24 protein-coding genes are annotated in these 26,615 nt (G+C 65.9%); 13 read left to right on the forward strand and 11 right to left on the reverse strand.

The annotated features are described in order from the left end of the window. The first annotated feature begins 7 nt into the window (after positions 1 to 7). From ADK36_RS43930 to ADK36_RS43945, 4 genes are all read left to right on the forward strand, one after another. Positions 8 to 1,471 (forward strand): bifunctional glycosyltransferase family 2/GtrA family protein, encoded by a 1,464-nt coding sequence (locus tag ADK36_RS43930; RefSeq protein ID WP_048582242.1) that lies wholly within the window; start codon positions 8 to 10, stop codon positions 1,469 to 1,471. Beyond that, complete coding sequence (locus ADK36_RS43935) at positions 1,468 to 3,657, forward strand: ArnT family glycosyltransferase (protein ID WP_048582241.1); 2,190 nt, start codon at positions 1,468 to 1,470, stop codon at positions 3,655 to 3,657. Before ADK36_RS43930 ends, ADK36_RS43935 begins: the two co-directional genes overlap by 4 nt. 112 nt (positions 3,658 to 3,769) lie before the next feature. Beyond that, entirely contained in the window at positions 3,770 to 5,275 is a 1,506-nt protein-coding gene (locus ADK36_RS43940; RefSeq protein WP_053201570.1) for an MFS transporter, read from the forward strand. A 146-nt stretch (positions 5,276 to 5,421) separates the two neighbouring features. Then, positions 5,422 to 6,207, forward strand: coding sequence for a TetR/AcrR family transcriptional regulator (locus ADK36_RS43945; protein WP_048582239.1), 786 nt, complete (start codon positions 5,422 to 5,424; stop codon positions 6,205 to 6,207). Between the two features lie 76 nt (positions 6,208 to 6,283). Here ADK36_RS43945 and ADK36_RS43950 read toward each other — a convergent pair whose 3' ends face one another. The 4 genes from ADK36_RS43950 to ADK36_RS43965 form a co-directional block, all read right to left on the reverse strand. Continuing rightward, the gene (locus tag ADK36_RS43950) at positions 6,284 to 6,757 is read right to left on the reverse strand and encodes a PPOX class F420-dependent oxidoreductase (protein ID WP_048582238.1); all 474 of its coding nucleotides are present in this window, start codon (positions 6,755 to 6,757) and stop codon (positions 6,284 to 6,286) included. Between the two features lie 119 nt (positions 6,758 to 6,876). Next, positions 6,877 to 7,710, reverse strand: coding sequence for a YceI family protein (locus ADK36_RS43955; RefSeq protein WP_048582237.1), 834 nt, complete (start codon positions 7,708 to 7,710; stop codon positions 6,877 to 6,879). A gap of 111 nt (positions 7,711 to 7,821) precedes the next feature. Continuing rightward, positions 7,822 to 10,341 carry an MFS transporter gene (locus ADK36_RS43960; RefSeq protein WP_107083732.1) on the reverse strand — a complete coding sequence of 840 codons (2,520 nt, stop codon included), beginning with the start codon at positions 10,339 to 10,341 and terminating at the stop codon, positions 7,822 to 7,824. Positions 10,342 to 10,354: 13 nt separating this feature from the next. After that, the gene (locus tag ADK36_RS43965) at positions 10,355 to 10,804 is read right to left on the reverse strand and encodes a MarR family winged helix-turn-helix transcriptional regulator (protein WP_048582236.1); all 450 of its coding nucleotides are present in this window, start codon (positions 10,802 to 10,804) and stop codon (positions 10,355 to 10,357) included. Positions 10,805 to 11,009: 205 nt separating this feature from the next. Between ADK36_RS43965 and ADK36_RS43970 the strand changes: the two genes are divergently transcribed. Beyond that, on the forward strand, positions 11,010 to 11,207 hold the full coding sequence (locus ADK36_RS43970; protein ID WP_048582235.1) for a hypothetical protein: 198 nt from the start codon (positions 11,010 to 11,012) through the stop codon (positions 11,205 to 11,207). Positions 11,208 to 11,239: 32 nt separating this feature from the next. On the opposite strand, the gene ADK36_RS43975 is transcribed toward ADK36_RS43970, so the two are convergent. The 7 genes from ADK36_RS43975 to ADK36_RS44005 form a co-directional block, all read right to left on the reverse strand. Next, entirely contained in the window at positions 11,240 to 11,995 is a 756-nt protein-coding gene (locus tag ADK36_RS43975) for a hypothetical protein (RefSeq protein WP_048582234.1), read from the reverse strand. 49 nt (positions 11,996 to 12,044) lie between these two features. Continuing rightward, the gene (locus tag ADK36_RS43980) at positions 12,045 to 12,932 is read right to left on the reverse strand and encodes an RNA polymerase sigma factor SigF (protein ID WP_048582233.1); all 888 of its coding nucleotides are present in this window, start codon (positions 12,930 to 12,932) and stop codon (positions 12,045 to 12,047) included. A 268-nt stretch (positions 12,933 to 13,200) separates the two neighbouring features. After that, positions 13,201 to 14,055, reverse strand: a complete 855-nt coding sequence (locus ADK36_RS43985; RefSeq protein ID WP_199830374.1) for an RNA polymerase sigma factor SigF — start codon at positions 14,053 to 14,055, stop codon at positions 13,201 to 13,203. A gap of 164 nt (positions 14,056 to 14,219) precedes the next feature. Next, positions 14,220 to 14,513 carry a Dabb family protein gene (locus ADK36_RS43990; RefSeq protein ID WP_048582231.1) on the reverse strand — a complete coding sequence of 98 codons (294 nt, stop codon included), beginning with the start codon at positions 14,511 to 14,513 and terminating at the stop codon, positions 14,220 to 14,222. 34 nt (positions 14,514 to 14,547) lie between these two features. After that, complete coding sequence (locus ADK36_RS43995; protein ID WP_048582230.1) at positions 14,548 to 14,727, reverse strand: hypothetical protein; 180 nt, start codon at positions 14,725 to 14,727, stop codon at positions 14,548 to 14,550. 1,578 nt (positions 14,728 to 16,305) lie between these two features. Next, entirely contained in the window at positions 16,306 to 17,130 is an 825-nt protein-coding gene (locus ADK36_RS44000) for an aminoglycoside N(3)-acetyltransferase (RefSeq protein ID WP_048582229.1), read from the reverse strand. After that, positions 17,127 to 17,903: a cation:proton antiporter gene (locus tag ADK36_RS44005; protein ID WP_053084685.1), complete on the reverse strand. Its 777-nt coding sequence runs from the start codon at positions 17,901 to 17,903 to the stop codon at positions 17,127 to 17,129. The genes ADK36_RS44000 and ADK36_RS44005 overlap by 4 nt, the downstream gene beginning before the upstream one ends. A gap of 245 nt (positions 17,904 to 18,148) precedes the next feature. On the opposite strand from ADK36_RS44005, the gene ADK36_RS44010 reads away from it, so the two are divergent. The 8 genes from ADK36_RS44010 (at position 18,149) to ADK36_RS47520 (ending at position 26,116) form a co-directional block, all read left to right on the forward strand. Beyond that, positions 18,149 to 18,439, forward strand: coding sequence for a hypothetical protein (locus ADK36_RS44010; RefSeq protein WP_053084684.1), 291 nt, complete (start codon positions 18,149 to 18,151; stop codon positions 18,437 to 18,439). A 1,024-nt stretch (positions 18,440 to 19,463) separates the two neighbouring features. After that, the gene (locus ADK36_RS47505) at positions 19,464 to 20,414 is read left to right on the forward strand and encodes an NAD(P)-dependent oxidoreductase (RefSeq protein ID WP_159029176.1); all 951 of its coding nucleotides are present in this window, start codon (positions 19,464 to 19,466) and stop codon (positions 20,412 to 20,414) included. Then, on the forward strand, positions 20,404 to 21,594 hold the full coding sequence (locus tag ADK36_RS49335; protein ID WP_159029175.1) for a hypothetical protein: 1,191 nt from the start codon (positions 20,404 to 20,406) through the stop codon (positions 21,592 to 21,594). Before ADK36_RS47505 ends, ADK36_RS49335 begins: the two co-directional genes overlap by 11 nt. Continuing rightward, on the forward strand, positions 21,595 to 22,350 hold the full coding sequence (locus ADK36_RS44020; RefSeq protein ID WP_048582228.1) for an SDR family oxidoreductase: 756 nt from the start codon (positions 21,595 to 21,597) through the stop codon (positions 22,348 to 22,350). It abuts the gene before it with no gap. A 110-nt stretch (positions 22,351 to 22,460) separates the two neighbouring features. Next, positions 22,461 to 22,799, forward strand: a complete 339-nt coding sequence (locus ADK36_RS51725) for a cupin domain-containing protein (protein WP_425315506.1) — start codon at positions 22,461 to 22,463, stop codon at positions 22,797 to 22,799. Next, positions 22,759 to 24,081, forward strand: coding sequence for an MFS transporter (locus tag ADK36_RS47510; protein ID WP_159029174.1), 1,323 nt, complete (start codon positions 22,759 to 22,761; stop codon positions 24,079 to 24,081). Before ADK36_RS51725 ends, ADK36_RS47510 begins: the two co-directional genes overlap by 41 nt. A gap of 67 nt (positions 24,082 to 24,148) precedes the next feature. Next, positions 24,149 to 25,069, forward strand: a complete 921-nt coding sequence (locus ADK36_RS47515) for a glycosyltransferase family 2 protein (protein ID WP_078916277.1) — start codon at positions 24,149 to 24,151, stop codon at positions 25,067 to 25,069. Positions 25,070 to 25,126: 57 nt separating this feature from the next. Beyond that, positions 25,127 to 26,116, forward strand: a complete 990-nt coding sequence (locus ADK36_RS47520) for a glycosyltransferase family 2 protein (RefSeq protein ID WP_078916276.1) — start codon at positions 25,127 to 25,129, stop codon at positions 26,114 to 26,116. Positions 26,117 to 26,615 lie beyond the last annotated feature (499 nt).

Here is a 26,615-nt window from a genome sequence, read left to right on the forward strand (position 1 = left end):
CGGTGTCATGCGAACCGACTCTTCTCCCGGCACCCTGCCGGCGCGGGAGCACCTCCCGGCCGGCGACGCCGGTACGCCTGTTCTGGACGTAGTGATCCCCGTCTACAACGAGGAGAAGGACCTCCAGCCGTGTGTACTGAGACTGCATGATCACCTCAAGCGCACGTTCCCGTACGCGTTCCGCATCACGATCGCGGACAACGCGTCGACCGACACCACCCCCCAGGTGTCGCGGCGGCTGGAGGCGGAACTCCCGGAGGTCACGTCCTTCCGGCTGGAGCAGAAGGGCCGCGGCCGGGCGCTGCGGACCGTCTGGTCCGCCTCGGACGCCCCCGTCCTCGCCTACATGGACGTGGACCTGTCCACCGACCTCAACGCCCTGCTCCCCCTGGTGGCGCCGCTGATCTCCGGTCACTCGGACCTGGCGATCGGCTCCCGGCTGGCCCGAAGCTCACGGGTGGTGCGCGGGCCCAAGCGGGAGTTCATCAGCCGGGCCTACAACCTCATCCTGCGCGGCTCGCTCCAGGCCCGCTTCTCGGACGCCCAGTGCGGTTTCAAGGCCGTACGGCGGGATGTCGCGCAGGTCCTGCTGCCCCTCGTCGAGGACACCGGCTGGTTCTTCGACACGGAGATGCTGGTGCTCGCCGAGCGCGCGGGGCTGCGGATCCACGAGGTGCCGGTCGACTGGGTCGACGACCCGAACTCCACGGTCCACATCGTGAAGACGGCGACCGAGGACCTCAAGGGCGTGTGGCGGGTCGGCAGGGCGCTCGCCACCGGTTCGCTCTCGCTGGACCGGCTCGCCCGTCCCTTCGGTGACGACCCGCGCGACCGCGAGATCAAGGACGTACCCAAGGGGCTGGCCCGCCAGCTCGTCGGCTTCTGCGTCGTCGGCGCCCTGTCCACCCTCTTCTACCTCCTCCTCTACAGCGGCTTCCGCCTCTTCACCGGCTCTCAGATCGCCAACGCGCTCGCCCTGCTGGTCTCCGCGATCGCCAACACGGCGGCCAACCGGCGCCTCACCTTCGGAGTGCGCGGCCGCGGCGGCGCCGTACGGCACCAGGCGCAGGGCCTGGTCGTCTTCGGCATCGGCCTCGCCCTGACCAGCGGTTCGCTCGCCGCCCTGAACGCGGCCAGCAGCGACCCCGCGCACTCCACCGAACTCGCGGTCCTCGTCGCCGCCAACCTCGCGGCGACGGTGCTCCGCTTCCTGCTCTTCCGGGCGTGGGTGTTCCCGGAGCAACGCGACACCGACTCGATGGTGGTCACCTCGCACCACCCGTCCTCGCCCACGTACTCCACCCAGCAGCCCCCGCGGAACGACGGTCGGTTGCCGCGGCGCACGCCCCAGTACACGTACGACGCCGCCCAGTTCCGCGCCGGTGCAGCCGCGGACGGCACCTGGCGGGACGCCACCATGCAGCTGCAGCCGGTGCGCCCGCACGACACCGACTCGAAGGACTCCCGATGACCGTCCACCACGACCAGACGACGACGCACCACGACAGAGGCACGAGCCCCGACACCTGGGGCCCACCCCCGGCACCCTCGCCCGCCGCACCGGCCCCCGACTCCGGCGAACCCAAGCAGCCTTTCGTACGGCGGCTGTGGCGCGGCCGCCCCGAGGATCCGCACTGGGCCCGCCCGGCCTTCCTCGGCCTCCTCATCGCCACCCTCGCCCTCTACCTCTACAACCTGAGCGCCTCCGGCTACGCCAACTCCTTCTACTCGGCGGCCGTTCAGGCCGGCAGCCAGTCCTGGAAGGCCTTCTTCTTCGGCTCGCTGGACGCGGCGAACGCCATCACCGTCGACAAGCCCCCGGCCTCCCTGTGGCCGATGGCCCTCTCGGTGCGCCTCTTCGGCCTCCACTCCTGGGCGATCCTCCTTCCCGAGGTCCTCATGGGCGTCGGCACGGTCGCCGTGGTCTACGCGGCCGTACGCCGCCGGTTCAGCCCCGCGGCCGGTCTGATCGCGGGCGCGGTGCTCGCGCTCACCCCCGTCGCGGCGCTGATGTTCCGGTTCAACAACCCGGACGCGATGCTGGCCCTGCTGATGGCCGTGGCCTGCTACTTCGTCATCCGCGCCCTGGAGGACGGCCGTACCAAGTGGCTGCTGTGGGCCGGTTCCGCGATCGGCTTCGCGTTCCTCGCCAAGACCCTCCAGGCCTTCCTGATCCTGCCGCCGCTCGCGATCGTGTACGCGGTCTGCGCGCCGGTGCCCGTGAAGAAGCGGATCGGCCAGCTGGCCGCGGGCCTCGCCGCGATCGTCGTCTCCGGCGGCTGGTGGGTCGCGATCGTCGAGCTGTGGCCGGCCTCCTCCCGCCCCTACATCGGCGGCTCGCAGAACAACTCCTTCCTGGAGCTGACCTTCGGTTACAACGGCCTCGGCCGGCTCAACGGCGAGGAGACCGGCAGCGTCGGCGGTGGCGGCGGCAACGGCGGCGGCGCCTGGGGCGAGACCGGCTGGGACCGCCTGTTCAGCTCCAGCATCGGCGGCCAGATCTCCTGGCTGATCCCGGCCGCGCTGATCCTGCTGGTCGCGGCCCTGGTGGCCACGCGCAAGGCGGGCCGTACGTCGGTGACGCGCGGTTCGTTCCTCGTCTGGGGCGGCGCGCTGATCACGACCATGCTGGTCTTCAGCTACATGCAGGGCATCTTCCACGAGTACTACACGGTGGCCCTCGCCCCCTACATCGCCCCGCTGATCGGCATGGGCGCGGCGCTGCTCTGGGAGAAGCGCGACAAGGCGTGGGCGTCGCTGAGCCTGGCGGCCGCGATGACGGCCACCGCGGTCTGGGGCTACGTCCTGCTCAACCGCTCCTCCGACTACCTGCCCTGGCTGCAGTGGCTGGTCCTGGTCGGCGGTCTGGCGGCCGCGCTGGGCCTGGTCTTCGCCGGCAGGCTCGGCCGTCAACTGGCCATGGGTGTCGTCGGCCTGGGCCTCACCGCCGCGCTGGCCGGCCCGTCCGCGTACACCCTCACCACGCTGAACGAGGGCCACACCGGCTCGATCGTCACGGCGGGTCCCGCCGTCTCGGGCGGTCGGGGCGGCCCCGGCGGTGGCGGCGGCCCCGGTGGTGGCGGCATGCCGGGCCAGCAGGGCCAGAACAACCAGCAGGGCGGCCAGAACCAGCGGAACGGCAACGGCTTCCCCGGTGGCGGCAACGGCGGCGGCATGCCCGGCCAGAGCCAGAACCAGAACCAGCAGGGTCAGCAGGGCGGCATGCCCGGCGGGGGCCAGATGGGCGAAAGCGGCGGAAGGGGCGGCGGTGGCGGCGTGGGCGGTCTGCTCAACGGCGCCAGCGTCAGCGACGAGGCCAAGGAACTGCTGGAGAAGAACGCGGGGGACTACACCTGGGCGGCCGCGGCCATCGGCGCGCAGAACGCCGCGAGCTACCAGCTCTCCACCGGCGACCCGGTGATGGCGATCGGCGGCTTCAACGGCACCGACCCGTCCCCGACACTGGCCGAGTTCAAGAAGTACGTGGCGGAAGGCAAGATCCACTACTTCATCTCCAGCGGTTCCGGTGGCGGCGGCATGGGCGGCAGCAGCAGCGGCACGTCCTCGCAGATCAGCGAGTGGGTCGAGGCCAACTTCAAGAAGGTGACGGTCGGTTCGGCGACCTTCTACGACCTGACGCAGGAGGCGAGCAGCTGACGTAGCCGGCGAAAGACGTAGCCGGAGAGACAGGGCGGTGGCCGTATGTGGCCGCCGCCCTTTCCCGTAACTCCGTTGTACAGCGTATGGGGGATGTTCTACGGTGTATGGCATGTCGACGTCCCCCCAGGAAAAGCCCCTGACCCCGGCTCCGGCCCCGGCCCAGGACGGCCATCCCCAGCGCTGGCTCATCCTTGGCGTCCTCTGCATCGCGGTGCTCACCGTGGTGCTCGACAACACCGTCCTCAACGTGGCCATCCCCTCGCTCACCCGTGAGCTGGACGCGGGCACCTCCGACATCCAGTGGATGATCAACGCCTACTCGCTCGTACAGTCCGGCCTGCTGCTCACCGCGCGCAGCGCCGCCGACCGCTACGGCCGTAAGAAGATGCTGGTCGCGGGCCTGGCGCTGTTCGGTGTGGGCTCGCTCGTGGCCGGACTCGCCGACTCCACGGGCCAGTTGATCGCGGCGCGGGCCGGGATGGGTGTCGGCGGCGCGCTGCTGATGACCACGGTCCTGGCCGTGGCGATCCAGATCTTCACGCCCGAGGAGCAGCCGAAGGCGATCGGCATCTGGGCCGCCGTGAACTCGCTCGGCTTCGCGGCCGGACCGCTGCTCGGCGGCTTCATGCTGGACCACTTCTGGTGGGGCGCGATCTTCCTGATCAACCTGCCGGTCGCGGTGCTCGCCCTCGTGGCGGTCGTGGCGCTGGTCCCCGAGTCGAAGAACCCGCAGGGCGACCGTCCCGACCTGCTGGGGGCCGTGCTCTCCACGATCGGCATGGCGTCCCTGGTCTTCGCGATCATCTCCGGGCCCGAACACGGCTGGACGTCCGGCCGGGTCCTGGTGACGGCGACCGTGGCGATCGTCGTGCTGGCCGTCTTCGCGTACTGGGAGAGCCGGATCCCGTACCCCATGCTGGACCTGCACTTCTTCCGGAACCGGCAGTTCACGGGAGCCATCGCGGGCGGTGTGCTGATCACCTTCGGGATGGGGGGATCACTCTTCCTGCTCACACAGCACATGCAGTTCGTGCTCGGCTACGAGCCCTTGGAGGCCGGCCTGCGGACGGCTCCGCTCGCCCTGATGATCGTGGCGCTGAACTTCACCGGCGTGGCGGCGAAGTGTGCGGCCCGGCTGGGGACCCCGCTCGCCATCGGGCTGGGCATGGCGGTCATGGCCGGCGGCCTCGCCTCCATCGCCCTGATGCCGTCCGGCGAGTACACCGGCACACTGCTGGGACTGGTGCTCATCGGCGCCGGGGCCGCGGTGGCGAGTCCGGCGATGTCTCACGCGATCATGAGTGCGATTCCGCCGGAGAAGGCGGGGGTCGGCGGGGGGATCAACGGCATGGTGGCGGAGTTCGGCACGGGGCTGGGTGTCGCGGTGCTCGGGGCGGTGCTCAATGCCCGCTTCGCCGCGCTGATTCCGGTCGCCGCGGTGTCCCTGCCGGGGGCGTTGGCGGCTGCGGGGTCGGAGGGAGAGCGGGCGCGGATCACGGATGCGTTTGCCTCCGGCCTGGAGAGCAGTCAGTTGGTCGGGGCGGTGGCGGTGTTGGCCGGCGGTTTGGTCGCGGCGGTGTTGCTTCGGCGGGCTGAGCGGGGAGAGTCCGCCTAAGGGCTCGGGCCATAGGGTTGTTGGGCGACTGCGGGACCGTTGTGGCTGGTCGCGCCCGCGCTGCGGAGCCGCATATCAGGCACAGTCCCGCGCCCCTGAAGGGGCGAGTCCCGTGACCGGCATCAGAACGACGAGGAAGGGGCGCCATGGCTAGGGCAGCCCGGGAGTCCGCGCGGACCAGTGTCTGGCTGGAAGGCAAGGCCCGAGGGGGCGGGCGGCGTGGCGGACAGCCCTCCGGGCTCGACCGGGACCGCATCACCGCGGCGACCGTCCGGTTGCTGGACGCCGAGGGGTTGGCCAAGTTCTCCATGCGGCGGCTGGCCGCCGAGCTGAACGTGACCGCGATGTCCGTCTACTGGTACGTCGACACCAAGGACGACCTCCTCGAACTCGCCCTCGACGCCGCGTTCGGCGAACTCACGCTGCCCGACCCGGAGGCGGACGAGGACTGGCACGACCAGCTGCGCGCACTGGCCCGCGGGTACCGCGACCTGCTGGTCCGCCACCCCTGGCTCTCGCCGCTGATCGGCACCTACGTCAACATCGGCCCGAACAGCCTGGAGTTCTCCCGCCTGGTCCAGCGAGTCATCCGCAAGACCGGCCTGCCCGCGCACGGCCTGGTGGCCGCCATCTCCGCCGTCTTCCAGTTCGTCTACGGCTTCGGCACGATGGAGGGCCACTTCATCTCCCGCAGCGCGGCCTTCGGCATGACGCCGGACGACTACTTCCAGCACGCCATGAGCACGGTGACCCAGGCCCCGGACACCGCCGACATCGTCCAGGACTCCGCGGAACTCATGGCGGCCCGAGGCGGCGACACGGTCGAGGAAATGTGGGAACGGGACTTCGAGTTCGCCCTGGACCTACTGGTGGCGGGCATCGAGGCGATGGTCGCGCGCGGCGCACCACCAGGGGCGCGGGACCGTGCCTGATATGCGGCTCCGCCGCGCGGGCGCGACCAGCCACGACGCACCCGCAGCCGCACGACGATCCGCACGCCCCGAGCTCCTAGGCGTCTTCGGAAACCAGCCGCGCAGGAAACCCACCGGTCGCCACCGGCCCCCACTTCTCCGGCGTCACCCGAATGATCGACTTACCCTGCTTCACCATCGCCGCCCGGTACTCGTCCCAGTCCGGGTGCTCCCCGGAGATGTTCCGGAAGTACTCCACGAGCGGCTCCACGGAGTCCGGTGAGTCGATCACCTCGGCGGAACCGTCGATCTGCACCCACGGCCCGTTCCAGTCGTCGCTGAGGACCAGGACACTCACCCGGGGATCCCGCTTCGCGTTCCGCGTCTTCGCCCGCTCGGGATACGTGGAGACCACGAGCCGCCCCGAATCGTCGACCCCGCAGGTCAGCGGCGAGGCCTGCGGGCTGCCGTCCGTCCGCCGGGTCAGCAGGATGGCGCGGTGACGGGGACGTACGAAGTCGAGCAACTCTTCGAGCGAGACGCGGGTGTTGGTAGCGATGTTCGGTGCCATGGGCTCAGCCTAGGGTCTGACCGGCCCGCTCAGCGTGACCCTGTTGGTGGCACGACATCCGTCCGGCCCGCACCCCGCGGAGTTACGGGTACCTCCCGGGGTGGAGTCCTTCCACGCTCTCAAGCCGCCGGCAGCGACTCCCCCTGCACCGCCTGGATGTCCAGCTCCACTTTGAGCGTCGTCCCGATGGCCGCGATGCCGGCCTGGACGACCTGGTTGTAGTTCATCGCGAAGTCGTCCCGATGGAGCTCGGTCGTCGCCCGGAACGCCGCCCGTGTCCCGCCCCAGGGATCGGCCCCCGTGCCGAGGTAGGCCAGGTCCAGATCCACGGGCCGTACGACACCGTGCATGCCCAGCTCGCCGTGCACCGTCCAGCGGTCCGAACCCGTGGCCGCCGTGACCCCGGTCGACCGGTACGTGATCTCGGGATACTTCTCCACGTCCAGGAAGTCCGGCGACTTCAGATGCCCGTCCCGCATGTCGTTGCCCGTGTCGATCGAGTCGGCCCGGATCACCGCCTCCACCCGGGACTTGGTGACGTCGTCGGGCGCGATCTCGATGGCGCCCGAGAACCGCGTGAAACGGCCCCGCACACTGGAGATCCCCAGGTGCTGGGCCACGGCGGCCACGCTGGAGTGCGCCGGGTCGACGGTCCACGGTCCGGGTGGCGGCAGTTCCGTGCCGCCCTGCCGGGCCAGCGTCACCGTGCCGACCTCGGCCCGTCCGCTCGCGGTGACGATCGCGCTCGCGGCGGCGGGCGCGTAGCCGACGGCGGTGACGATGACGGTGTACGCCCCCGGGGCCAGCGGATTCGCGTCCCGTACGGCCCCCTCCGCGTCCGCCTCCGCCCGCAGCACCTGCGTTCCGGTCATGTCGGTCACCGTGACGACCGCGTGCGACACGGCCCATCCGTCCCGGGTACGGATCCTCGCGGTCAGTCCCGTCAGTCCCATCCCGTCCAACTCCCTGCAAAGACTTACAAATTGGTCGTAAAGAAGCCGGCCCGTGGCGGGCGGACACACCTCCGCTCAGAGCGTGCCGCCCGCCACGGGCCGGGGTTCGTGTTACTCGCCGGGGTGGGCGAGTGCGATGTCGTGGTCGTCGGTGCCGCGGCCGGTCACCGTCAGCGCCGTCGCCACCGGCGGGTAACCCGTCGCGATGACCGTGTACTCGCCGCCGTCCAGGTCGGTGAAGGCGTACGCCCCGTCCGCCCCGGTCGTCGCCGTGCCGACCACGTTGCCCGCCGCGTCGACCAGAGTGACGCGCGCGTCGGCCAGCGGCCCGTGCGGCGCCCGTACGACGCCCTGGACCTGGGCGCCCGCCTCCAGGTCGACCTCGATCCGGGTGACCCCGGTGCCGCCGATCTCGACGGGCAGGGCGCGCGGCCGGTATCCGGCGGCGTTCACCGCCACGGTCACGGCACCCGGGACCAGCTCGGCGAAGCTGAACTCGCCCTGCTCCCCGGTGGCGGCGGTGGCCAGCAGATCCCCGCGGACGTCGGTGACGATCACCATCGCGTCCTTGACGGCCAGCGCGCTCCCCCCGGCCCGGACCACACCGCTCAGGCCGCTGGTGCCGCTGAGCAGGATGTCGTACGCCACCGGCTCGTCGCCGTCCACGACGATCGTGGAGGCCTGCGGCTGGAAACCGTCGGCGGAGGCGATCAGGACGTACGATCCGGCGCCCGGCGCGTCGACCGCGTACGAGCCGTCGGCCTGCGCCACCGACCGGCCGAGCTGCCGTCCGGCCAGCGAGATCAGCGTGACCGCCGCCTGCGGTACGGGCGCGCTCTCGGCACCCCGCACGAAACCGCGGACCGGGACGCCGCCGCCGGACGGACCGGTGGTCGCCTCGGGGCGGGCCACCGTGGCCACGGCCGCGAGCTTCTGAGTGCCCTCCGTCGAGGCTTCGGTGTCGGAGGTGACGGTGGCCCAGCTGGGGACCCGCTCCTGCGCGGCGGCCGGTGCGGCGGCCTCGGCGGGCTCCGGCGTCGCGGGCTCACTGCCCTCGGCGGCCTGGGCCAGGGCGCCCTTCGTCTTCAACGGGACCTCCTTGATGAACAGGGCGAACAGGAGGGCGAGGAACGCGATCGGCGCGGCGTACAGGAAGACGTCCGCGACGCCGTGGCCGTACGCGCTCTCGATGACCGTGCGGACGGGCGCGGGCAGCGCGTCGAGGTCCGGGATCTCGCCGTGGCCCGACGAACCCTGCACGCCGAGCTTGGTCAGGCCCTCCTCGGCGTAGTGGGTGATGCGGTGGCTGAGGACCGCGCCGAGCGCCGAGACGCCCATGGCACCGCCGAGGGAGCGGAAGAAGTTCACGACCGAGCTGGCGGCGCCCAGGTCGCTCGGGTCGACCTGGTTCTGCGTGGCCAGGACCAGGTTCTGCATCATCATGCCGACGCCGAGACCCAGCAGGGCCATGAAGATCGCGACGTGCCAGTACTCGGTGTCGTAGCGGATCGTGCCCAGCAGCCCGAGGCCCGCGGTCACCAGCACACCGCCGGCGAGCAGCCAGGCCTTCCAGCGGCCGGTGCGGGTGATGACCTGGCCGGAGACGGTCGAGGAGATGAACAGGCCGACGATCATCGGGATGGTCAGGACGCCGGACATGGTCGGCGACTCGTTGCGGGCCAGCTGGAAGTACTGGCTGAAGAAGATCGTGCCCGCGAACATCGCGATGCCGACGAAGAGGGAGGCCAGCGAGGCCAGGGTGATGGTGCGGTTGCGGAACAGGCGCAGCGGGATGATCGGCTCGCTCGCCTTGGACTCGACGAACACGAAGATCAGCAGCAGCGCGAGCGCGCCGCCGGTCATCGCGTACGTCTGCCAGGACAGCCAGTCGTACTTGTCACCGGCGAAGGTCACCCAGACCAGCAGCAGGCAGACCGCGGCGGTGATGAAGAAGGCGCCCGCCCAGTCGACCTTGACCTTCCGGCGGACGACCGGGAGGTGCAGGGTGCGCTGGAGCACGATCAGGGCGATGACGGCGAAGGGCACACCGACGTAGAAGCACCAGCGCCAGCCGAGCCAGTCGGTGTCGGTGATGACGCCGCCGATCAGCGGGCCGCCGACCATGGCGGTGGCGAAGGTGGCGCCGAGGTAGCCGTTGTACCGGCCGCGCTCACGCGGGGAGATCATCGCGGCCAGGATGATCTGGGCCAGCGAGGACAGACCGCCCATGCCGATGCCCTGCACCGCGCGGAACGCGATGAGCATCCCGGCGTTCTGCGACAGACCCGCCAGCGCGGAACCGGCCACGAAGATGACCAGCGCCAGCTGTATGAGCAGCTTCTTGGAGAACAGGTCGGCGAGCTTGCCCCACAGCGGGGTGGACGCGGTCATCGCCAGCAGCGACGCGGTGACCACCCAGGTGTAGGCGCTCTGGCCGCCGCCGAGGTCCTTGATGATGTCGGGCAGGGCGTTGGAGACGATCGTCGACGACAGGATCGCGACGAACATGCCGAGCAGCAGCCCGGTCAGCGCTTCCAGGATCTGCCGGTGCGACATCGGAGCGCCGTCGGCGTGGGCGCCCCCTGAGGGCTTGGCGTGAGCCCGCACACCGGCTGGTGTGGTCGTTGCCATGGGCTTCCTTCTCTTACTGGGTGATCGCGGGTGTACGGCAGTCGTCAAAGCTGGCCCTCAGTCGGGCCATGAGCCGGGTGAGCGTGGTGACGTCGTCGTCGGTCCAGTCGCTCAGCCGCTCGGCGAGCAGCTGCGTGGTCCGCCGGGACATCTCCCGCACCCGGTCCTCACCGGCCGGGGTGAGGTGGAGGATGCGGCTTCGCTTGTCCGCCGGGTCGGGGGAGCGCTCGATCCAGCCGCGCTCGGCGACATGGGTGACATGGCGGCTGGTGACCGACATGTCCACGGCGAGCAGCTCGGCGAGCTTGCTCATGCGCATCTCCCCGTGGCGGGCCAGCAACGTCAGTACGGCGGCGGAACCGGAGGGGCAGTCGGACGGCAGCGTCCGTCCCATCTCCCGTTTCACGGCGCCGAAGGCGCTGAACTGGCGGACCAGCTCCTCGTACTGCGCCTGCTCGGCCATCACACCTCCGTATTTGTTGCTTAGGGCAACCATAGGAGCTGTTGGTTGCTACAGGCAAATAAGAGGGGGCGGTCGAGCCGCAAAAACTTGGCAAAGGCAAGTATTGCGACCGTAAATGTGCAGGTGGGGTGGGTCCTGTGACCCCCTGTGCAGGGCGGGAGCCCCCACTTGGGCCGAACGGGCGAATTCGCTAGGGTCTCAGGCCATGGCTAACACCCAGGGCCCCCAGGGCAACCACGACCCCGCAGGCAGCACCCAGATGTTCCGCGCGTTCGTCGACGAGGGTCCGCAGGGCGGTCGGCAGCAGGCGGCCGCCTCCTCGGGTCCGCGCATCGGCGTGATCGTCGGCGTGATCGCCGCCGTGGTGATCGTGGCGGCGGTGGCCTGGCTGGCGCTCAAGTAGTCGCCGCCGGGTTCACTTCCACCGGGCCGGGTTCACTTCCACCGGACGGACACGTCCCGCGTCTCTACGCGCATGCCCAGCGGCACGCGCCAGGCGTCGACGCACACCGTCCAGGTCTTCTCCTCGCGCGCCCCGGCCCCGATCGGCGCCGGGAGCTCCTCCGTCGACTCCACCGTCGCCCAGTCGATGCCGAGCGCGCCGATGATGTGCGTGCCGAAGGTGACGGTGCCCGAACGCACGGCGGTGCCGCCCGAGTTGCGGAAGTCGAGGGTCACCTTCTCGCACCAGCGCTTGTCCGTGGGCTCCCGTACGGGGGCGCTCACGGTGAGTTTCGCGGGTGAGGCGGGTGCGGCAGTAGTCGCGGGCGCCGGGGGTGACGGGGGTGACGAGGGTGTGGGTGAACTGCCGGGCGGGGTGGCCGAGTCGGTCGGTGCGACCGCGGGTTCGCGGGCGGCGTCGCTCGGGCGGCCGGCGGGACGTTCGTTTCCCGCCGGGCCGGCGGACGGTGCCTGACTTCCCTCCAGGCCGGGCGAGTTGCCGGCGCCGCGGTCGCCCTCCGGCCCGTCGAGCGGCACCAGCGTCACCCCGCCCGTCGGCGCGACGGCCGTACCGGAGACGCGGGGCGGTCCTCCCGCCGCCCCCGTCGCGACGTACCCGTCACCACCTCCGCCGCCTCCGCACGCGGCCAGCGCCCCGCCCAGACAGACGACGGCCGCCGACGCGCCCAGCAGGGCGCACCGACGGCCATGTGTCCATGTCGTCCACGGCGACCACTTCGCGCGAAGCATCGGGCCATGGTGGCTGACACTCCGTCAATTATGAAGGGGCCGGAGGGGATCAGTCGGAGATGAGACCTTCCCGCAGCTGTGCCAGGGTCCGGGTCAGCAGCCGGGAGACGTGCATCTGGGAGATGCCGACCTCCTCGCCGATCTGCGACTGGGTCATGTTGGCGAAGAAGCGCAGCATGATGATCCGCCGCTCACGGGGCGGCAGTTTGGCCAGCAGCGGCTTGAGGGACTCGCGGTACTCGACGCCCTCAAGGGCGGTGTCCTCGTAGCCGAGCCGGTCGGCCAGAGAGCCCTCACCGCCGTCGTCCTCCGGCGCCGGGGAGTCCAGCGAGGAGGCGGTGTACGCGTTGCCGACCGCGAGGCCGTCGACGACGTCCTCCTCGGACACGCCCAGTACGGCGGCGAGTTCGGGCACCGTCGGGGAGCGGTCCAGCTTCTGGGAGAGCTCGTCGCTGGCCTTGGTGAGGGCCAGGCGCAGCTCCTGGAGCCGGCGCGGGACGCGCACCGACCAGGACGTGTCGCGGAAGAACCGCTTGATCTCGCCGACCACCGTCGGCATCGCGAACGTCGGGAACTCCACGCCCCGTTCGCAGTCGAAGCGGTCGATCGCCTTGATCAGGCCGATCGTGCCGACCTGGACGATGTCCTCCATCGGCTCGTTGCGCGAGCGGAAGCGGGCCGCCGCGTAGCGCACGAGGGGGAGGTTGAGCTCGATCAGGGTGTCCCGGACGTATGCGCGCTCGGGGCTGTTCTCGTCCAGTGCGGCGAGCCGCAGGAACAGGGAGCGGGACAGGGTGCGGGTGTCGATGGACTCCGATGCCGGGAGGGCTGGGGCCGGAACGGCCTCCAGGGGTGAAACGTCGTCGAGCGCGGCGTCGGGCGCGGACTCGCTCTTTGTGAGCGTGAGCACCTTCGAGCTGCCCTGGTCTGCGGACATGCCACCCCCTTTGGGTCGCGGGACGGTCGTGGCGAACGCTCCGATCGAGGAACGCCAGCCTTCACCTGAATACCGGAGCCGAAGCCACGGCAAACGCGCTTCCCGAAGAATGTCACATGTCGGCAACACGCTGTAGTGACATGTCGACATGTGAGACTTGAATCCGCCCTGGATAAAGGGGGTCTGACGGCCTTTCGGCCCAGAACTGTCGGGATCCGCCCTGGTGAGCGATTCGCTCGTGACGGTTACCGGTCGCTCCTGTTTGCGGTTACGCGTCGATCCGGTTCGCCGAACGCAGTCGCTGGAAGCTACGCGCGAGTAGCCTCGAAACGTGCATCTGGGAGACCCCGAGTTCCGCACTGATCTGCGACTGGGTGAGGTTGCTGTAGTAGCGGAGAAGAAGGATTCTCTGCTCGCGTTCGGGGAGTTGCACCAGCAGGTGCCGGACCAGGTCCCGGTGCTCCACGCCGTCCAGGGCGGGGTCCTCGTAGCCGAGCCGGTCCAGCAGGCCGGGGAGCCCGTCGCCCTCCTGCGCGGCTTCCAGCGAGGTGGCGTGGTACGACCGCCCCGCCTCGATGCAGGACAGCACCTCGTCCTCGGTGATGCGCAGCCGCTCGGCGATCTCGGCGGTGGTGGGGGTCCGCCCGAAGGCCGTCGTCAGGTCCTCGGTCGCGCTGTTGACCTGGACCCACAGCTCGTGGAGCCGGCGCGGAACGTGGACGGTGCGGACGTTGTCGCGGAAGTAGCGCTTGATCTCGCCGACGACGGTCGGCATCGCGAACGTCGGGAACTGCACGCCCCGGTCCGGGTCGAAGCGGTCGATGGCGTTGATGAGGCCGATGGTGCCGACCTGGATCACGTCCTCCATCGGCTCGTTGCGGGAGCGGAAGCGGGCGGCCGCGTAGCGCACGAGCGGGAGGTTGGCCTCGATAAGCGCCCCGCGCACGCGGTTGTGCTCCGGCGTACCGGGCGTCAACTCCTTGAGCTCCCCGAAGAGCACCTGGGTCAGTGCCCGGGTGTCCGCGCCGCGACTGCGGGGCGGCGTGGGCGCGGGGGTGTCCTCCTGGGTCGGGGCTTGAGGCGCAGTACTGGCCGGCACGGTCAACTCCACCTCGTGATCCATCAACTCATCCGTCAAAAGCGGTCATAGCATCACAAGACAGTTCATTGTGTTCAAGTACCGCATAATCCCGTGTTGGGAATGGATCGGTGCGTAAGACACGCGAAAGCCCCCCGCGTTCCGGCGGAGGGCTCTGGGGGTCCGGGGCGGGACCGGGGTAGCGCGGCTCAGAATTCGTAGTCGGCGATCACCCAGGTGGCGAACTCCCGCCACAGCGTGACGCCGGCCTGGTGCTCCGGGTGCTCCGCGTACGCGCGCAGGGCCGCCGCGTCCTCGAAGGCCGAGTTGATCGCGAAGTCATAGGCGATGGGGCGGTCGCTGATGTTCCAGCCGAGCTCCCAGTGCCGGATCTCGGAGATCTTGCCCTCCAGCGACCGGAAGGCCTCGACGCCCTCCACGACCCGCGGGTCGTCGCGCCGGACGCCCTCGTTGAGCTTGAAGAGGACCAGGTGGCGGATCATGCGTACTCCCGGAAGATGTGGCCCACGACAGGCCCTAGCTGCCGCCTCCGTTGGCGATCCACGTCATGAAGTCGCCGATGGCCTTGGCGGCGTCCGATATGCCCTCGAACCCTATCTGCACGTAGTCGGCGGCCCCCTTCGGGTCCGTGATGATCACGTAGAACACGAAGACCACGACGACATAGACGGCGGCCTTCTTCGAATTCACCGCCATGGCGGCCTCCCCAGTCACTTTTGCCCCATCGACCGCACATGATCGCACGAAGGGCCCCGTCTTTCGGCGGGGCCCTTCGGAGAGCGGTAGCGGAGGGATTTGAACCCGCTTACGTGACCCGTCTCACCTGCGGTTTTTCCTGAAAGTGGGATATACCGCCCCGTTTCTATCCTGCTGAATCCTGCTCGATCGGCCTCTGACGGTTCCCGTGAGGCACGTGCCTCACGGCGCGCAGAGCGGCTCCGGCGGCTGAGCGAGAGCTGTGGTCGGCGGCGGAGGGAGCTTGGGAGCCGCCGCCAAATGCGGGCAAGTCTGGGGTGGCAGAGTCTCGTGATCGCAGTTGATCGATGGAGGGGGAGCGAGCACATCGATTACGGAGAGTCGCATTCTGTGTTTGTGGTGTGCCGGGCGTCAGCCCGGAGATGGCTGATGCCCGAAGCGCGACGAGAGGCTGCGGGGTCGGTCTGCTACGGCCGCTCTTTCGATCCGGACTGCGATCTGTTGGTCGGATTCGTGGACAGCTCGCCCTGCCCGGGGCGCCGAGCCGATCGCCCGGGAGCGGCCGGCTGGTCCGGGGAGGGATGGTCCCGCCGAGGACACTGCGGGGTGAGCAGGATGACGCGCCGTCGCTGTCGGTCGGCATGACGACGGCGGCGGTGCGGGCGATGCCGATCTGCGGGGCGGATGCCGAACAGTGAGTCGCATTGGCGACGGGCGACTGCCGGTGACCTTGCGGAGACGGGCGGCTTCCGGCAGGGCCTGGCTCCTCCACAAGGCACCGGGCCGCGGTCGGACGGCTCTGTCCCATTGAGTCCGGGCGCGGCGGGGCTGATCGGTTGTGCAAGCGATGCCATTCCGAACCGGATCGGCTCAACAAAGGGACTGAACTCACCTTGGATCCAGGTTTCGGCGGCGGATGCAGCCGGACCAACGCGAACAGCAGTTCCCCGTTCTTCTGACCGGCGACCGTGGTTCAGTTGGTTCAGCACGGGGGACGGGCCGCCCCGGGCCGCGGAAGGATGGCGAGGACAACACGTAGAGGGGCCGACCATGGCCCACTACTCTTTCGCCTCCTCCCGGTCGCGGCCGTGCAAGGTGCCACGGCCGGGCAGCCGGCAAGAGCCCCGAATAGCACCTGCACGACGCCGTCCTGCAGGCACTGGCCCGCGACCGCTCCACACACCAGGCGCAACTGGGGTCCTCCCTGGCCCGACTCCTGCGCGACTTCACCCCGAGGAGATCACAGCAGCCGCGGCACGCCGGATCACCTCACACCTGGCCGACGAGCAGGCGTGAGCTTTCCGGCACCTCCCAGGGGGCAGCTTCAACCATGAGAGCGACTACTGGCAGTCGAGAAACGGCCCTGACCATCCAGCCTGATCAACTGGAGGCGAACCTCGCCCACAACCACATCGTCGCCCGCTCGCTCGCCATCAGGATCCACCTCGTCAACGACCGTGTAGTTCTCCTCGGAGTGTCACGCGGACGACCCGCCGATCGCCCCAGCTCGGTATCGTCTACGACCAGCCCTGACAGCGCGCTTGCCGACACCCGTTGTGGGCGCCTCGCGGTGTTTCCTCAGCGCCTGTGGCGCCCCTCCCGAGCGAGCCGTTCCCGCAGTCGGCGGCAGGCGAACTCCACGAAGGGGACGCTCGCCATCAGACGGCATTCGGCGGCACCGATCCGTCCGACCCGCACCAGCCCCTCCCGCTCCGCCTCCTCGCCGACGCCGGGGAAGTGCCGCCCGTTGTCGTCGCCCACGTCCGGTACCTCCACCCACACCCGCTCACCGGCCACGACGTACGGGAATCTGCGCAGCTTGCGCCGGTGGTTCGGGATCAGTGACTCGGCGTAGTGCAGGAAGGAGTTGCGGTTGTGACCGACGCCGAGCAGCAGGATGTGGGCGCTGAGGGCATGCAGCCGGTCGAACGGCGAGTCACGTCCCACCGCGTACGCGAACGGCTGCCGTTCGGTGATTTCCTGTGCTCGGGCCCCCACCGCTGCGACGGACGCCTGCGGGTGTGAGCTGCGCAGCCGGTCCGGATCGGTGAGCAGAGCCGTGGGCAACGCGCCCATGAGAGTGGGCAGTTCATCATGGAACAGGGGTACGGCCGCCCGGTCCGCGTCGACTTCCGCCCCCGCGTCAGGTCCGGCCCCCGGGTGCGGGTCGCGCACCGCGTCCCCGGTGAACGCGGGTACGACCACGGTGCCCTCCGGTCCGAGGTGGTCACGCAACGCGTCCAGGACCGCCGCCGGACCGCCGTCGACGTGGCCGAAGGCGGACAGGGACGCGTGCACGATCACCACCGCCGAGGTGGGCAGCCCGAGTTCCTCGAACCCGGCGCGCAGATCCTTGCCGGTGACGACCAGCCGCTTGCTGTGACGGACCGTGTCCTGGGTCATGCGACGCTCCTCGACGGGACGGCCCGAGCCGGTACGGCGGGCGCGGATGTCGCGAGCCGCTCGGGTTCGGCGGCGGGAAGGACGAAGCCGGCCATGCCGGTGGTGACCAGTGCCATGATCACCATCATGGTGAACATCGACTGATCGAGGACGCCCAGGGTCACTCCGGCGTTCAGGATGACCAGTTCGGTCAGGCCCCGGGTGTTCATCAGGAAGCCCAGCAGCCGGGAGTCCCGCCGTGACAGCCCGATCAGCCGTCCGGAGACGTAGGCGGCGACCATCTTGCCCAGGCAGGCGACGGCGAGGATGCCGGCGAGTTCGAGCAGGGCGCCGTCGGCGACGCGGGTTATGTCGACCGAGAGGCCGGTGGTGACGAAGAAGACGGGCATGAGGAGCGCGGTGATCTGCCGTACCGGCGTGCCGACCTGCTCGCTCAGCTCGTGGCCGAGATCGCGCGGCATGACCAGGCCGAAGGCGAAGGCGCCGAAGATGCCGTCCAGGCCGATCGCGGCGGCGGCGTAGCCGGAGGCGAGCACACCGGCGGCCAGCACCGGCAGGACGTGCCCGGGCAGCCGGCCCTCGCGCGGCTGGAGCAGGCGGCGCAGCAGCGGCCGTACGACCAGGATCAGGACCGCCGCGTGCACGGCGCTCAGCGCGGCGACCTGGACCAGTCGGCCCGGACCGCCCGCCGCGGCGATCACCGACACGACGACGAGCAGGCACCAGGCGATCAGGTCGCCCACCGCGGCGGAGGCCAGAGCGAGCGCACCCACCCTCTTCGCGCAGCCCGCAGTCCGTGACGTCTCACCTGCGGTTTTTCCTGAGAGTGGGAGCAGTGCGGTGCGAGGCGAGGGTGTCGGGGCCGAGGCCGCAGATCAGGCGCAGTGCGCGGGACGTCCCGGGATGAGGTCACTTCTGCGTCAGCTGTGGCCGACCATCGCGCCGAACCCGCAGTCTCGTTGCGGAGCCGGCCGGTGCGGTCGGCTCCGACCAACGCACGTCAACGGAGGGGAACAGCATGCGAGCTCTCACCAAGGCACTCGTCAGTGTCACCACCGCCGTCGGGATCGGCGCCGGCGGCCTGGCCACCGCGGGCACGGCCATGGCGGCTCCCGCGCCGGCCCAGCAGCAGGCGGCGAGCGCCAAGGCCGTCGCGCCGCTCGCGGTGCAGAACCTGGGGCTGACCCAGGCGGAGGCCAGGAACGTCCAGCGCTGGCTGGCGACGCACTGGGGCTACACCGGCGCGATCGACGGCATCGCCGGCAGCGGGACCAAGGCCGCATTCAAGGTGTGGGCCAACAAGGTCTGACGGACCCAGCCGTCCCACGAACCCACCGCGGCCCGTCCTTCTCCTACGCGAGTGGACGGGCCGCGTGGGGTCCCTCCAGTCCGCCCGCTGATCCGGACGAGACCGCTGCACCTCCCCCGCTTGGGGCGTACCTAGAACTTTCCAGGGTGTCAGCCGGGCATGGAGCGTCTAAAAAGGAACCTCTCAAGATCAACGGAAGCACAACCGGCGCCTCGGCCAAGATTCATGCGTGCACTAGAAGATGACTGTGGTCCGTCTCTGTACAAGCGGAAAGCACCCATGGAACACCACTCCAGTCAGTGGAGGCCATCGATTATCGGGTTGGAGTAAGGGGTTCAAGACATGTACACAACGACACACGATCATTCCCCAGCGTCCAGTTCATCACGCGCTGCACCCGACAGCGCAGCGAAATCCGTTTGGGCTGGCAAGCGTCCCGTTGTCAAAGAAGCCGCGAAAGTTGTGACACTCGGACCTACCGGAACGGATGCGTACACAGAAGCCTCAAAGATCTTCCGAGATGTAATACTGGCTGAAACATTTCCAGAAGCCATGACCAGAGCGCATGAGGAAAAACACTACGCACTCGTGGCAGCTGGTTACATCGAACGAACCGGTAATACCGGAAATGTCTCTCAAAGTTGGGTCGACATTCACTTTCAGTGGCTCGGTGAGATGCATATCTCGGCCATATGGGAAAGCCCAACGAAGGAGATGTGCCTGGCTTTCAATCACCAAAAGGTGAGACGTCTTGAAGATGTCCGTACAGTGGCAATACACCCTTCGACGGAAACCCTGGCACGAAAAATTCTCCCAGACGCCGACTACACCTACACCCGAGCAAAACCCATAGCAGTGGAATGTGCGGCCAACGGACTCGTCGATGCATGCCTTGGATCACGAGACATAGTACAACAAAATTCTTCACTCACTATCCATAAGACACTGCATCCAACGATGGTCTGGTGCTTGTACAAGCCCTAAGAGAGCGGCGCCCAGTAGTCACTAAAGGGAAATGTCATCGATGACAGCAGTAGAAAGCCGCCCGGAGAGCGAAATAACCATCGCGGTTCTAGGTGCTGGAATAATGGCCAGTGGCGTTATATCAAGGCTCCACCACCAAGGATTTTCACTGGTCCTCTACAACCGGACGCGTGAAAAAGTCCTGAGGTTGGCTCGACCAGGGGACAGAGTTGTCGAAACGCCAGCGGAAGCAGCAGACGGCGCAGACGTAGTTCTGTCCTTCGTGCTCGACGACCAGGCGAGCGAGACCATCTGGATGGGCTCTGGCGGAGCATTTGAGTCCATTGGTGCAGACGCTATAGCAGTTGAATGCTCCACACTCACCCCAGGCTACGTCGAACGCTGGCTTGCTGCGGCTTCCCACAATAACGTTCCTGCGGTGGATGCTCCAGTAACGGGCAGCAGAGATGGCGCAGAATCGGGAACTCTGGTTGTGTTCGCCGGCGCGCATCAGGAGCCGCTTGAACGGCTTCGCCCTGTCTTCTCAGCGATGGCTGAACGGGTGATCCACTTCGGCCCCCCGGGATCGGGCACCCGTTTCAAACTCGCGTTCAACATGATGGGGGGCAGCATCCTGGTTGCCGTGGCCGAATCTGTTGCCTTGGCGCAGTCCTACGGCTTCGACACAGAGGAGATCATCGCAGGATTGTCGAGCTACGGGTTGGGCGCGGCACAGCGAAAAGCTGAATACATGGCGAGGAGCAACTACACCCGTATTGACTGCGCACTGGGAACGCTCCTCAAAGATTTACGCTATGCGTCAGAGAGCGAAGCTGCTCAAGGGCTTTACCTGCCTTTGGCGCGCCAGGCGAGAAAACAGTACGAGCGAGCACATGACCAGGGTCTGGCGCGACTGGATGTAGCCGTTGTTCGGAGTACCTACGGGCGAGCTGCGATGCCGCTACCCATGAGGTCAAAAGTCCAGGAAGGAGATAACCCGGATGAGCACTGACTGGTTCAGCTACTGCATCACGACGCCCGAGCAAGCGCGCTCCATTGTAAATAGCCAGATCCTTCGGCATCAAGAGAATATCCACAGGTTCTTCAACCGTCATGCGATGCATGACGTCAATCTCTATATCACGGGGTCACTATCGCGAAAAGAGCCTTCAGTAAGTTACCAGAACGGCCAGTACTCCTTGCTCTCCGATGTCGATCTGATAGCCGTCATCAAGGATGGGGACAGTGCAGGCCATCCCATTCGATATCTCGAAGATCACATGAACCAGATCATGCCCGAGGTTAGCACTTCTCTATTCAGCATAAGGTCGACAGACCTACCGACCGTCACCTCATTGCTGGGCCGTGACCTCTGGTACGCCCTCCGGCAACCCATCGTCCAGGCTTACGCGGTGGATACATTCCCGCCTCCCTGCGTAGGACAACGAGAGAAGTACGAAGCGTTCATCCATCAGTTGGGAAGCTACCTTCTCTATCCTGAAAATGCTCGGCCTACTGGAAGCGCACTGCACTTTCGGTCCTCTCGCGCCGTGCACGAGATCAAACTTACGCTCGAGGGTTTGCGCTGTTTGATCGAGGCGAGCTCAGGTGAACTGCTCCGATACCGTGACGTATATGAAAACCGTGAGAGCCATTTGGTAACGGCAGTGCTCAGCCCTACAGAGGTTTATGAGCTTTTCAGACGTAGGGAGCTGTTCGACGGTTCGCCCTCGAACAGCTCCATCAAGACCGTCATGCAACGTATGGTTGCAGTGCTCTTCAACATTGCGCCTGGCACAGGACAGGGAGCTGCTGTAGTAAACGCACTGACAGAGCGACTGCAAAGAAGCAGCAGCATTATTGACATATATCAACTGACGGTACCCATGCTGTTGTGGATGAGTGATCCTTTGGAAGGTTCGCAGCGCGAGGCTCGAGAAGCGTTCATTGACGGATGGAGGAATCTTGATCCTAGCCAGCTGTTCGTCGGGTCCGCACCCTATGAAGATTTTATTCGCGCAAGCACGAAAACCAACACCCTTCCTGAATCTCACTTTCGTCACTTCCTCACAGAGATTCGCCGCGACTACTACTGGAATCTCCGCACATTTCTGTTTGGATATCGCAGACAGCTGGCCTACGCGGGGGGCGACAATCACCCGGTTGGGCACCGCGACCGAATAGGTGATTAGGTGAATCTTGGGCTCAAAGGTCGCGTCTACGCGATCACAGGTGCGAGTAGTGGGCTCGGGTACGCAACTGCCGAAACTCTCGTCGCCGAGGGTGCACGTGTTGTCCTCGGCGCACGAGACCCGAAAAAACTGACGACTGCCTGCGGGAACCTGGGCGGACCTCAAGTAGCTACAGCCTGCGCCGTCAACAACGCGGATCCTGATACACCCCAGCAGCTCATTGACTCCGCCCATCGAGAGTTCGGACGACTTGACGGTGTCATGGTGAGTGTGGGTGGCCCGCCCTCAGGATCCGTACAAGAAACAACAGACGAACAATGGAGGGAGGCGTTTGAATCGATCTTCTTGGGTGCGGTCAGGATCGCACGTGTGATCGGCGCGACCCTTCCAAATGGGGGAAGCATCGCCTTCGTTCTTTCCTCAACTGTCCGAATGCCCATCCCGTACCTGGCCATCTCCAACGGATTGCGTCCGGGCCTGGCAATGATAGCCAGATCCCTGTCCGCAGAATTCGGACCTCACGGTGTCCGAGTTAATTCTCTGCTTCCTGGCCGCATCCAGACCAATCGACTCCTCCAGATGAATGCGGCCCGCGATTTGGACGATATTCATGAAGATGTGGCATCGGTCGATCTGCGTCGCGACGGCGATCCTATTGAATTCGCTCGGGTCGCAGCCTTTGTACTGTCTCCTGCCGCGTCGTTCATGACGGGAGCTCTGATCCCTGTTGATGGTGGGACCATCCCATGCCTGTAAGGCATCCACGCCATGAACAATTAGGGCACGGAACTGAGGCGGCGAAGTTTCCCGCCGGAAACGCCATAGAAACAACGAAGGAGAGATTTATGTATCCAGATTTTATTAAGATGCTCCCTTTGGCCGACGTGAACTTCCCGGGCGCCGAGGCTCGACTTATCTCGGGATCTTATGGCCAAGTGGCGTTTTGGCGATTCGAAGAGGGCGGATCGGTCCCTCCTCATCGCCACGGAGCCCAGCTCGGTATCGTGCTTCGTGGGCAGGTGACACTCACAGTTGAAGGAGTCACTCATACCTGGCAGGCTGGCGACGTATTTAACATAGACGAGAATGATGAGCATTCTGCGACTGTTGCGCCAGGAACCTACGTGGTGGAGGTGTATCAGGAGTCGGACAGGCACAGAGAGCTTGAACAGCCGACTGTTCCTCAATTCGTCGATCCTGCTTGAGGCAGCATGCCACCATTTTAAAGGAAGCCGAATGCTCCCTGATTCGAATGAGGAATGTCGTCCACCCGCGAGGGATGCGAAACTTATTCCTCTCCGCCTGAACTGGAATTTCCAATTCTATTGGATCGGTGCTACCGCCGGCGGACTCGGGACATCTATTGTAAATCTTGCCGTCCCGCTTCTCATTCTCTCGTCGACACATTCGCCTGCATTGGCTGGTGGCTACAGTGCGGTGCTTACCATTTCACAGCTCGCGCTTGGAATTCCAGCGGGAGTAGTGGCAGATCGCATCAACCGCCGCGCTCTCCTGATCACCACGGAGGTGATCAGGCTGCTGTCCGTTGCCGGCTTGGTGGCAGCGCTGCTGCGGGACGACGTTTCGTGGATCAAGATCGTACTCCTCGCCATCGCATTGGGTGCTGCCCTTGCGTTGGGGACACCCGTGCGCGCGCTGGTCCTCAGGTCAATCGTTCCTCCGGAACAGCTGACACAGGCTTTGAGTCAGGACGAAATCCGAATCCGGGTTGCCAGCCTCTTTGGACCAGTGCTTGCAGGTGCCCTGTACGAGGTTGGGCAGCTGGGTCCGTTCATTGCGATTCTAGTTGGTTACGGGATAGCCCTGGGAACTGCGTCTCTGGTCCCTTTCGATGGTCGGGTGCAGAGGAAAGCCCAGGCATCCCTACGAGGTGTAACGGCAGGAATCAGCTTCCTGTGGCGAGACACGACTTTCCGAGCCCTGGTAAGTCTCAGTGCCGTCGCTAACCTGCTTGCTGTAGCAGTGGTACTCCCTGCTGTACTTCTGCTGCAGCATCAGCATTACGGCGGCGGTGCCATTGGATTTGCGCTCACTGGGGAAGCGCTAGGGGGAATGGTGGGAGCGTTCTTGACTCGTTGGCTCCATAGTCTTATGGCCCCCGGAAAACTTCTCTTGATCCTTTCGTGGTGCACCGTACTTCCGGTAGTGGCTCTGGTGATTCCATGGGGGCTAATTTGGGTATTCGCAATGCTGTTTGTCATCGGGGTAGGGGTTCCGGCCCGTATGGTCGCACTCGACATAATGGTATTCCGCCGGGCGAACGATGAGGTGCGGGGTCGGGTGATATCTGTTGTGCTCTTTGCGCAAGCGATAGGTAGTTCCTTCGGTAACACCCTGACAGGGTTCCTTCTCAGCATCCTGAGCCCGCAAGGTGCTGTCTGGACGATCTGCCTGGCCGTAACCGTGCCTCTCGTTTTTCTCACTGCTGGTAAAAGCTTGCGTCAGGCTTCCTGGCCGTCCGCTTAGCTACTTCTGCAAAAGTTCACGTAAGTAGTCACATTCCCGATAGTTACACCGAAGAGAGTGAAGTGTCATGCCGAAATTCAGCATCATCGTTCCCGTCTTCCAGGTGGAGGAGCACCTCGGGGAATGCCTTGACTCGTTGGTGAGTCAATCTTTCGGTGATTTTGAGATAGTGGCTATCGATGACGGATCAACCGATGATTCCTGGCGAATCCTCTCTTCATACGCTGCAATAGATGGCCGGATCATCGCTGTTCGCTCTGCCGATAACCGGGGACTCGGCTTGACGCGTAACGTGGGGATCGAGAAGGCCTCTGGGGAATACCTCTTGTTTGTTGACAGTGACGACCGCCTTGCTCCTGGAGCGCTCCAATCAATTGCGGAACGCCTGCGCACAGCAGGGTATCCCCACCTTCTCATTTACGACTTTGCAAGGTTCTACCCATCCGGAAGCATTGAGCCAAATGGTTTTCCGGCGAATGTTCTAGAGTGGCCACATCAGACATTCAAACTCGAGGAGAACCCTGACCTGCTGAAGGTTACGTGGGCGTCATGGAACAAGGTGTACCAGCGCGAATTCGTGCTGAAGCACGGACTGGAGTTCCCGACTGGTGTCTATGAGGATCTGCCCTGGACCTGTAAAGCGCTCCTCGAAGCCAAGGAGATCACTTTGCTCGACAAGGTGTGTCTACATTACCGCAAGGGGCGCCCGGACAGCATCATGGCAACAGGTGGACGCAAGCATCTTGATATATTCAAGCAGCTTGCGCTTGTATTCGAATTCTTGGACTCGGAGCCTGAATTCTCTGAATGGCGAGAGGTAGTGGCGGAACAGTCCATAGAAAGACTCTTCTACACTGCTGCCATCCCTGGGAGGATCACAGACGACCTCATGCCAGAATTTGATGCGGCGTGCGAAATTCACTTTGCGGAATATCCCCACAAGCTGGCGCGCCTCCAGCAGGCGCTCACGCGGGGCAGCCTGACGTAGTGCTGTGCCGCCACCGCCTACCGTCACGTTTCAAGAATCGAGTTATTGGGAGCCTACATGACCACGCTGAGTGTTGTTGTTCCGTTTTATAATGTCGCACCCTATTTTTCCGCTCTCCTGGAATCGCTTTCCGCTCAGCATCTCAAAGATGTTGAGTTCATTCTGGTAGATGACGGCTCCAGCGACAGTAGCTCGCAGACAGCATCTTATTGGGTCAGGAAGGACAAGAGGTTCCGTCTGATAGTGCAGGACAATCTAGGTCTCAGTGTGGCGCGAAATGTTGGAGTGAGCCACGGGGTCGGGGAGTATCTCGCGTTCGCCGATGCAGACGATATTGTGCCGGCAGATGCCTACAGTTCATTGGTGAAATCACTAGAATCTACCAAGTCCGATTTCGCGTGTGGAAACGTACTGCGGCTGACTTCTGAAGGGAATGCGCCTCATCGAGGGTACCGCGATGCATTTTCCCACTCTCGGCAGCGCACTCATATAACGCGCGACCATAGTCTGATAACAGATCGCATGGTATGGAACAAGGTTTTCTCGCGCTCTTTCTGGGATCGGCATGGGTTCAAATTCTCCCTCCCTCGGTACGAAGATGCGCCGGTGATGATACACGCTCATATCGCCGCAGAAACCGTGGATGTTCTCGATCAAGTCGTCTACTACTGGCGGCGGCGGGAGGCGGGGGAGCCGTCAATTACTCAGAGAATCTACGAGCCTGACAATCTGGCCGACCTGATGCACGCGGTACGTGTTACTGGTGACATTATTCGTGTGCACGCCCCGGAGCTGATCGACGTGTACGAGAGGAATGTGTGTCTAGGGGATCTTCGGATAGCTGTGGCGGCGTTGCTGAAGAATACTGCCGAGGAACTTGATACTGCCCTTGAGATAGGGTGGAACCTTCTCGTGCAGATGAATAGAGAGGTTATAGAAGGGCTGCCTGAGCCGTACCGGACGCAAACAGAGCTATTTCTCCAAAGGGACTTCGATGAACTGCGTGAGGCCAGGCGCGCCCTTGAGTCCCTTCCGTCGTCACGCTGACGCGGCGGGTGGACTCCGTACGAGCCCACGGCGGCCAGCTCGGCGTATCGGTAGTTGGTTGACCCCGGCAGTAGAGAGCAAGACCGTGTCCCGTAGTGACCGCGTCGATCAGGGCTTGGAGTTCGGAGGGCGGGTCATTGTCCGTCCAGGCTCGCCACCACCGGTTGAGGGTGATGGCGGGGTTAAGCCAGTCGCAGACCGCGCGTAAGGCCCTGGGCCAGCAGGGCAGTTGGGGGGTGGGGGTCGGCTGGTCCCCTTCTCTGGCCCGTCGTCGGGGCCGGGGTCCGGTTGGGGCGAACCACCGGTCTCAGCAGAAGGAGAAGGCGCGGTTGACCAGGGGCTGATGATGGCGGATGGCGCGGTCGGAGTGGACTTGGAAGTCGGCCCAGCCGAGTTCGTCCTTGATCTGTTTGTAGCTCTGCTCGATCCACGGCCGCAGCCCGCGGAGAAGGATGATCTCGGGCAGGCTCGGTCGGCGGGTGCGGGCCGGTGGCGGCGT

The organism is Streptomyces viridochromogenes (assembly GCF_001270495.1).
Taxonomy (GTDB): domain Bacteria; phylum Actinomycetota; class Actinomycetes; order Streptomycetales; family Streptomycetaceae; genus Streptomyces; species Streptomyces viridochromogenes_A.

Excerpts from the sequence above, each read along its gene's own strand:
- ADK36_RS43930 (WP_048582242.1), top strand. The coding sequence starts at position 8 with ATGCGAACCGACTCTTCTCCCGGCACCCTGCCGGCGCGGGAGCACCTC.
- ADK36_RS43935 (WP_048582241.1), top strand. The coding sequence starts at position 1,468 with ATGACCGTCCACCACGACCAGACGACGACGCACCACGACAGAGGCACG.
- ADK36_RS43940 (WP_053201570.1), top strand. The coding sequence starts at position 3,770 with ATGTCGACGTCCCCCCAGGAAAAGCCCCTGACCCCGGCTCCGGCCCCG.
- ADK36_RS43945 (WP_048582239.1), top strand. The coding sequence starts at position 5,422 with ATGGCTAGGGCAGCCCGGGAGTCCGCGCGGACCAGTGTCTGGCTGGAA.
- ADK36_RS43950 (WP_048582238.1), bottom strand. The coding sequence starts at position 6,757 with ATGGCACCGAACATCGCTACCAACACCCGCGTCTCGCTCGAAGAGTTG.
- ADK36_RS43955 (WP_048582237.1), bottom strand. The coding sequence starts at position 7,710 with ATGGGACTGACGGGACTGACCGCGAGGATCCGTACCCGGGACGGATGG.
- ADK36_RS43960 (WP_107083732.1), bottom strand. The coding sequence starts at position 10,341 with ATGGCAACGACCACACCAGCCGGTGTGCGGGCTCACGCCAAGCCCTCA.
- ADK36_RS43965 (WP_048582236.1), bottom strand. The coding sequence starts at position 10,804 with ATGGCCGAGCAGGCGCAGTACGAGGAGCTGGTCCGCCAGTTCAGCGCC.
- ADK36_RS43970 (WP_048582235.1), top strand. The coding sequence starts at position 11,010 with ATGGCTAACACCCAGGGCCCCCAGGGCAACCACGACCCCGCAGGCAGC.
- ADK36_RS43975 (WP_048582234.1), bottom strand. The coding sequence starts at position 11,995 with ATGCTTCGCGCGAAGTGGTCGCCGTGGACGACATGGACACATGGCCGT.
- ADK36_RS43980 (WP_048582233.1), bottom strand. The coding sequence starts at position 12,932 with ATGTCCGCAGACCAGGGCAGCTCGAAGGTGCTCACGCTCACAAAGAGC.
- ADK36_RS43985 (WP_199830374.1), bottom strand. The coding sequence starts at position 14,055 with ATGGATCACGAGGTGGAGTTGACCGTGCCGGCCAGTACTGCGCCTCAA.
- ADK36_RS43990 (WP_048582231.1), bottom strand. The coding sequence starts at position 14,513 with ATGATCCGCCACCTGGTCCTCTTCAAGCTCAACGAGGGCGTCCGGCGC.
- ADK36_RS43995 (WP_048582230.1), bottom strand. The coding sequence starts at position 14,727 with ATGGCGGTGAATTCGAAGAAGGCCGCCGTCTATGTCGTCGTGGTCTTC.
- ADK36_RS44000 (WP_048582229.1), bottom strand. The coding sequence starts at position 17,130 with ATGACCCAGGACACGGTCCGTCACAGCAAGCGGCTGGTCGTCACCGGC.
- ADK36_RS44010 (WP_053084684.1), top strand. The coding sequence starts at position 18,149 with ATGCGAGCTCTCACCAAGGCACTCGTCAGTGTCACCACCGCCGTCGGG.
- ADK36_RS47505 (WP_159029176.1), top strand. The coding sequence starts at position 19,464 with ATGACAGCAGTAGAAAGCCGCCCGGAGAGCGAAATAACCATCGCGGTT.
- ADK36_RS49335 (WP_159029175.1), top strand. The coding sequence starts at position 20,404 with ATGAGCACTGACTGGTTCAGCTACTGCATCACGACGCCCGAGCAAGCG.
- ADK36_RS51725 (WP_425315506.1), top strand. The coding sequence starts at position 22,461 with ATGCTCCCTTTGGCCGACGTGAACTTCCCGGGCGCCGAGGCTCGACTT.
- ADK36_RS47515 (WP_078916277.1), top strand. The coding sequence starts at position 24,149 with ATGCCGAAATTCAGCATCATCGTTCCCGTCTTCCAGGTGGAGGAGCAC.
- ADK36_RS47520 (WP_078916276.1), top strand. The coding sequence starts at position 25,127 with ATGACCACGCTGAGTGTTGTTGTTCCGTTTTATAATGTCGCACCCTAT.